Source organism: Pseudomonas sp. 2VD (assembly GCF_005503585.1).
Lineage (GTDB): Bacteria > Pseudomonadota > Gammaproteobacteria > Pseudomonadales > Pseudomonadaceae > Pseudomonas > Pseudomonas aeruginosa.
In genome coordinates, this window is sequence record NZ_SCND01000348.1 from 1 (window position 1) to 6268 (window position 6268).

Here is a 6268-nt window from a genome sequence, read left to right on the forward strand (position 1 = left end):
CAGGGCCTGATGTGGCGGGCGATCAACGAGGACGGCACGCTCACCTACTCGTTCGTCGAGGCGCTGGTGGCCAGCCATCCGGGCTACGTGGTGCGCCTGCTCGGCGGCGCCACCTTCGCCAGCGGCATGCTGCTGATGGCCTACAACACCTGGCGGACCCTGCGCAGCGCGCAGGAGCAGCGGCAGCCGGTCCTGGCGGCCGGCCAGGGGGCCTGAACATGCTGTTGTCCCTGCTGTGCCTCCCCACCCTGGTGCTCGGCCTCGCGCTCAGCCTCGCCGGCAGTACCCGCGAGGAACGCGAGCAGGCCGCCCTGCTGCCGTTCGCCGACGATCCCGAGGCCGCCCGCCGGGTCGCCCGGGATACCGGCAAGATCTGCCGGCAGGTGGTCCGCCCCCTCGAGGAATCCCGCGAGGCCGCCGGCCCGCCGTTCCTCGCCTGAACCGACTCCATCATCCAGGGATGGATGCCTCCAGCACGAAAGTGCCTTACGGGGCCGGCAACGGCCCCTTTCTTTCGCTTCGAAGAGTTCCATGAACGACTCCCCCAGCACCGCCGTACGCACCTGGCTGAAAGGCTTCCGCCCCCTGACCCTGAACGCTCGACCGCGCGACTGCCTGCGCGCCGGACTCGGTGCCTGCATCGGCGCGCTCGCCGCGGTATTCGCCTGCCAGGCGTTGTTCGGCAGCGAACTGGCGCTGCGCCTGGCAGCGCCGCTCGGCGCATCCGCCGTACTACTGTTCGCCCTCGCCTCCAGCCCCCTGGCGCAACCTTGGTCGATGCTCGGCGGCAACCTGGTCGCCGCCCTGGCCGGCGGCCTCAGCGCCTACTGGTTCGGACACGATCTGGCCCCGGCCCTGGTCGGCATGGCCCTCGGCATGCTGCTGATGTTCGCCCTGCGCTGCCTGCATCCGCCGAGCTGCGCGCTGGCCCTGAGCGTGGCCCTCAACCCGTCCCTGAGCGAACTCGGCATCGACGTGGTCTGGCCGATCCTGCTCTCCACCCTGGTGCTGATCGGCTGCGCGCTGCTCTACAACAACCTGATGCGCTCTCCCTACCCGCGGCCCTACCAGCCGCCGCGGGCCAATCTCCATGGCACCCGCGACCTGGCGCCGAGCGCGCGGACGGACTTCTCCGCCCGGGACCTGGACCAGGCGCTGCAGGACTTCGGCGAATACGTCGACATCACCCGCGACGACCTCGAGCGACTGATCCACCACACCGAGCGCTACGCCTTGCGCCGGCGCATGGGCGAGCTGACCGCGGCACGGATCATGTCCCGCGACGTGCAGACCGCCAGCACCGAGACCTTCATCGACGACGCCTGGAAACAGTTGCAGGACCACCGCCTGAAGGCCCTGCCGGTGCTCGACGAGCATCGGCGGCTGGCCGGCATCGTCACCCAGAGCGACCTGCTCAAGCACTTCCGCCCCGACGGCAGCCCGTTCAAGCGCCTGCGCTTCCTGCGCGGGACCAAGCTGAAGACGATCATGACCACCCCAGTGGTCTGCGTACAGGCCGACACCCACGCCGTCGAGCTGGTCTCGCTGCTATCCGACGAAGGCCTGCACTGCCTGCCGGTGCTCAACGAAGCCGGCTACCTGGTCGGCATCGTCAGCCAGACCGACCTGATCGCCGCGCTCTACCGCAACTGGCTGCAGCACCTGGGCCAGGCCGATCAGATCACGTAGTCCCAGCGCTGCGACCAGTCGCTGTCCTCGCGGACCACTTCGCGCAGCAACTGGAACGCATGGCGCAGGGTCGGCGACAGGCGCTCGCGGGAGTACACCAGGTAGGTGGGGTAGGCGAACTCCGGCGCCTGCTCGACCCGTTGCAGGGTGCCGCCATCCAGGTAGCTGCTCACCACCCGGGTACGGAAATAGCCGCTACCGCCGTTCTGCATGATGTACTGCAGGGCCAGCGGCCCGAGGTTGCAGGCCAGCGCGGCCTTGGCCCGGTCCGGCAGCGCGGCATCGTGCTGGCTGCGGAAATCCGGGCCCCAGTCGACATAGAGATAAGGCTCCGCGGATACCACGGAACGCACCATCACCAGCTTCTCCTCCAGCAACTGCTCGACCTGCAGCCCTGGCCAGTATTCCGGCTGGTAGACCAGCGCGGCGTCCAGCGCGCCCTGCTCCAGTTGCTTGAGCAGGTCGGCGCCCTGGCCGATCTCGACCCGCACGGCGTGGCCGGGAATCGCCTCGCGCAGGCGCCGCATCCAGTTCAGCAGCAACGGATTGCACAGGCTGACCTCGCCACCGAGGTTGAGCAGGTTGCGGAAGCCGTCCGGCAGCGGCAGGTCGCGTCGCGCCGCATCCCAGGTCTGCACCAGTTGGCTGGCGTAGCCGAGGAAGTGTTCGCCGTCGGCGGTCAGGCGCGCGCCCGCGCGGTTGCGCACGAACAGCCGGCAGCCGAGTTGCCCTTCGAGGTTCTGGATGCGCGCGGTGACGGCCGTCTGGGTCAGGTGCAGGCGTTCCGCGGCAGCGACGAAACTACCGCTGCGGGCGATCTCCAGAAAGGTACGGGCGAGGTCGATATCCATGCGAAGCGGTCCGCTGCCACAGGTGGGCCGCCATTCTAGGCTGTGCAGGCGCGGGCGGCGAGCGCAAGGCGGCCTGGCCGCGCTCCTGGAAATCTGCGACAAAACACCGCGCCTAGCCGCTTCGGCACGCCTAAACCCTTCGAAAAAGCGACAACCTGTTGCACAAACGCGCCACGCCGTGACTTTTTCGCTTTCGAAAGCATCAGTTAGCGTGACCGAACACGGTGGAGCCGGGAAGCGCCACCCATGTTCCACACAGACATGAACGAGAGAGACCGACTCCCATGAACGCTACGCTCCGTTTCAACGAGGCTTTGCTGATCACCGGGCGCGCCTTCCAGCCATACCAGTGCGTTGCCTGGTCCGAGCTAGGCAGTGACGGCGGCCTGAGCCTGTCCGTAGTCGATCGCACCGGCACCCGCCTGCTGGGCCGTGCGCGCATTCCGAGCTCCGCCTACTCCGATCCGGAGCAGCTTGCCGGCCTGCTGCAACAGGCACGCGAAGAACTCAGCCACAACGGCTACAACCTGCAGGACTGGAGTATGCCCAGCCAAGGCTGAGCCGCTCCATACGACGAAAGGCGCCCACGGGCGCCTTTTTTCGTTTCCTCTATTCGAGGCGGTCGTGCTGCCGGAACGCCACGCGCACCGCGTTGCGCCCTGCATCCTTGGCCTCGTAGAGCGCGCGATCGGCCTCGCGATAGAGCGCGTCCAGGCCCATGCCTGAGGTCGAATAGGCCACCCCCAGGCTGATGGTCAGGCAGGGGCCGGCGCTGGAGCCCAGGTGCTCGATGCCCAGCGCCTCCACCGCCTGCCGCAGGCGCTCGGCGATGGCCAGGGTGTTGCCCTCCTCGCTGTCGTAGAGCAACACGGCGAACTCCTCCCCGCCCAGGCGCGCGGCGATATCCAGCGGCCGCCGCGCGCCCTGCCGGAGCACGACGCCAAGCTGGCGCAGGGCGGCATCGCCGGCCGGATGCCCGTAGTGGTCGTTGTAGGCCTTGAAGTCGTCGACATCCACCAGGATCAGCGCCACCCCCTTTTCTTCGCGGGCGCCCTGCTCCAGGGCCCGCTGGGCGAGCAGCTCGTAGTAGCGCCGGTTGACCAGGCCGGTGAGGCTGTCCTGTTCGGCCATCATGCCCAGCAGCCGCCGGCCGAGGAACTGCTCGCGCTGGGCGTAGTCCTGCAGGTACAGGGCGAACGAACAGATCAGGACCACCAGGCCGTTGTAGAGCGTATTCAGCAGGTTGGTGCGCAGGTTCTCTTCGCCGCCGAAGAGCAGGAATACCGCCAGGTTCAGGGCCAGGCACAGCAACGCCAGGCGCACGCAGGCCCAGAACGCCAGGCCGAGTGGGAAGAACACCGCGAGGATGCCCAGGGTCGCGCCCAACTGGGTGAAGCGCGGCACCCCATGCCACTCGAACAGCACGTCGCAGGCCAGCACCGCCAGGTTGATCAGCAGCAGGCAGTAGGGCGCGATGGCATCGCCGACCTTGCGCAGGCTGGGCAGGAAGGCCGCCGGCCAGACCACCAGCAGCAGGCCGATCATTCCCAGGCGCACGCCCAGCAGTTGCTCGAACAGGCTGGGGTGCAGGCGGATGTCCACCATCATCCAGTCGGCCACGATGAACAGCGCCCAGATCAGGAACGCCACCCCGATGGCAGCGCGCCGCTGCATCAGCGAGTTCCAGCTGAGAAACTCGCGAAACTCGTTTTCCAGCTCCTTTTCGAACCGCAACCAACGAAAGCCGTTGCGCAACTGGCGCGCATACGGATTATCCGGCAGACCAGCCTGTACCAGGCTGTCGCGTGCAAGCATGCTGACTCCCCTACCTCGGACCGAACGCTGAAACAGGCCTGGACGACAATACCCTGGCGCCTCTGCAGCGATGAGTCAAAAAGCCATCACCCGTTACCAGACAATAGGGCATGCGGCGTGCCGAGGCGATACCAACCATCGGCGCAGCGGGACGCCCCGGCGAGCGAATGGCAAGATCCGTGGGCCGACTGGCATTGCGGCCAGGCCCGAAGGACGCCAGACTGCCGCCATCGCCATGAGGTTGTGCCATGCCCGAACCGCGCCTGATTGCCTGCCTGATCTATCCCGACGTGATGAGCCTGGACGTGACCGGACCGCTGCAGGTATTCGCCTCGGCCAACGTCGAACGCCAGCGCCAGGGCCTGCCGCCTTTCTACCGGATACAGGTGCTCGGCGAGCGTAGCGAAGCGGTGCCCAGTTCTGCGGGCATCCGCATCTGCGCCGACCTCGCCTGGCGCGACTGTCCGCCGGAAAGCCTGGACACCCTGTTGGTGCCCGGCGGCCTCGGTGTCGAGGCGCAGTCCCGCAACGCCGACCTGCTCGCCTGGCTGAAAGCCGCCGAACCGTGCATACGGCGGCTCGGCTCGGTGTGTTCGGGAGCGCTGATCCTGGCCGCCGCCGGGGTTCTCGACGGGCGCCCGGCGACCACCCACTGGGCCGACGTGGCGACGCTGCGCCAGGGGTTTCCCGGCGTCCATGTGCAAGGCGACCGCCTGCACACCTACGACCCGCGGTGCCGCGACGGCGACGCCCACATCTTCACCTCGGCCGGCGTCACGGCGGGAATCGACCTGGCCCTGGCGCTGGTCGAGGCCGACCTCGGCCGCAGCCTGGCGCTCAGCGTCGCGCGACGCCTGGTGATGTTCCTCAAGCGTCCTGGCGGCCAGGCCCAGTTCAGCGCCTGGCTGACCCCGGAACCGAGCCGCACCCCGCGCCTGGCCGCGCTGCTGGAGTGGATTCCCGCCAACCTCGCCGGCGACCTGTCCCTGGAAGCCCTCGCCGACCGGGCCTGCATGAGCCCGCGTACGCTGTCCCGGGTATTTCTCCAGGAACTGGGCGTGGCGCCCGGTCGCTACGTCGAGCGGGTTCGCCTGGAGGCCGCGCGCGCCCTGCTGCAGGACGCCCAGGCATCGATCGCCACGGTGTCCCGGCTGTGCGGCTTCGGCCATCCGGAAAACCTCCGGCGGACGTTCCACAAGCATCTTTCGGTCAGCCCCCAGGAATACGCCGAACGCTTCGGCATGCTGGCCTGACGCTCCCACCAAGGACCTTCCCATGCTGGAACTGCGCCCCAACTGCGAGTGCTGCGACCGCGACCTGCCCGGCGACAGCGGCGACGCGCTGATCTGCACCTTCGAGTGCACCTTCTGCCGCGACTGCGCGACGACCCGCCTGGGCGGCCAATGCCCGAACTGCGGCGGCGAACTGCTGGCCCGGCCAAGGCGTCCGCGGGATGCGCTGGTCCGTCAGCCCGCCTCCAGCCGGCGCGTCGTCAGGCCCGGCGGTTGTCCGGAGTGACGCCATGCTGCTACGCAACCCGACCCTGCTCCTGCTGTTCTGCGGCCAGGCCCTGTACTGGTCCTGTTCGCTGATCGGCATAACACTGACCGCGCTGGTCGGCGTCCAGCTGGCGCCGTTGAACAGCCTGGCCACCCTGCCCCTGGCCCTGCTGGTGCTGGGCAACCTGCTGGCGGTGCAGCCGTTGTCGCACTTCATGCAGCGCCACGGCCGACGTCCCGGGCTGATGCTCGGCGCCGGCGGCGGCGTGCTCGGCGGTCTGGTCTGCGCCGCCGGTGTCTGGACTGGCGATTTCCTCTGGTTCTGTCTCGGCGCGCTGGGCATCGGGGTCTACCAGGCCTCGGCCATGTACTACCGGTTCGCCGCGCTGGAGGCGGTGGATGCCGGGCGGAAAG

Annotated in this window: 7 protein-coding genes and 2 pseudogenes; 7 read left to right on the forward strand and 2 right to left on the reverse strand. The window is 68.5% G+C overall.

Annotated elements, in window-relative coordinates:
* The 3 genes and pseudogenes from FFS27_RS26575 to FFS27_RS26585 all read left to right on the forward strand — a co-directional run.
* Positions 1 to 216, forward strand: a pseudogene (locus FFS27_RS26575) (cytochrome C oxidase Cbb3); the annotation flags it as partial.
* Positions 217 to 218: 2 nt separating this feature from the next.
* Positions 219 to 440: a hypothetical protein gene (locus FFS27_RS26580; protein WP_003132747.1), complete on the forward strand. Its 222-nt coding sequence runs from the start codon at positions 219 to 221 to the stop codon at positions 438 to 440.
* Between the two features lie 91 nt (positions 441 to 531).
* Complete coding sequence (locus FFS27_RS26585; protein WP_021264654.1) at positions 532 to 1689, forward strand: CBS domain-containing protein; 1158 nt, start codon at positions 532 to 534, stop codon at positions 1687 to 1689.
* On the opposite strand, the gene FFS27_RS26590 is transcribed toward FFS27_RS26585, so the two are convergent.
* Positions 1677 to 2540 carry a LysR family transcriptional regulator gene (locus FFS27_RS26590; RefSeq protein WP_003108721.1) on the reverse strand — a complete coding sequence of 288 codons (864 nt, stop codon included), beginning with the start codon at positions 2538 to 2540 and terminating at the stop codon, positions 1677 to 1679. The genes FFS27_RS26585 and FFS27_RS26590 overlap by 13 nt on opposite strands.
* A 284-nt stretch (positions 2541 to 2824) precedes the next feature.
* On the opposite strand from FFS27_RS26590, the gene FFS27_RS26595 reads away from it, so the two are divergent.
* Positions 2825 to 3100: a hypothetical protein gene (locus FFS27_RS26595; RefSeq protein WP_003098204.1), complete on the forward strand. Its 276-nt coding sequence runs from the start codon at positions 2825 to 2827 to the stop codon at positions 3098 to 3100.
* A 49-nt stretch (positions 3101 to 3149) separates the two neighbouring features.
* On the opposite strand, the gene FFS27_RS26600 is transcribed toward FFS27_RS26595, so the two are convergent.
* On the reverse strand, positions 3150 to 4355 hold the full coding sequence (locus FFS27_RS26600; protein WP_003098203.1) for a GGDEF domain-containing protein: 1206 nt from the start codon (positions 4353 to 4355) through the stop codon (positions 3150 to 3152).
* A 248-nt stretch (positions 4356 to 4603) separates the two neighbouring features.
* Between FFS27_RS26600 and FFS27_RS26610 the strand changes: the two genes are divergently transcribed.
* From FFS27_RS26610 to FFS27_RS26620, 3 genes and pseudogenes are all read left to right on the forward strand, one after another.
* Positions 4604 to 5608: a GlxA family transcriptional regulator gene (locus FFS27_RS26610; protein ID WP_021264653.1), complete on the forward strand. Its 1005-nt coding sequence runs from the start codon at positions 4604 to 4606 to the stop codon at positions 5606 to 5608.
* A 22-nt stretch (positions 5609 to 5630) separates the two neighbouring features.
* The gene (locus FFS27_RS26615) at positions 5631 to 5873 is read left to right on the forward strand and encodes a DUF1272 domain-containing protein (RefSeq protein WP_003088038.1); all 243 of its coding nucleotides are present in this window, start codon (positions 5631 to 5633) and stop codon (positions 5871 to 5873) included.
* A 4-nt stretch (positions 5874 to 5877) separates the two neighbouring features.
* Positions 5878 to 6268: pseudogene (locus FFS27_RS26620) on the forward strand (MFS transporter); the annotation flags it as partial.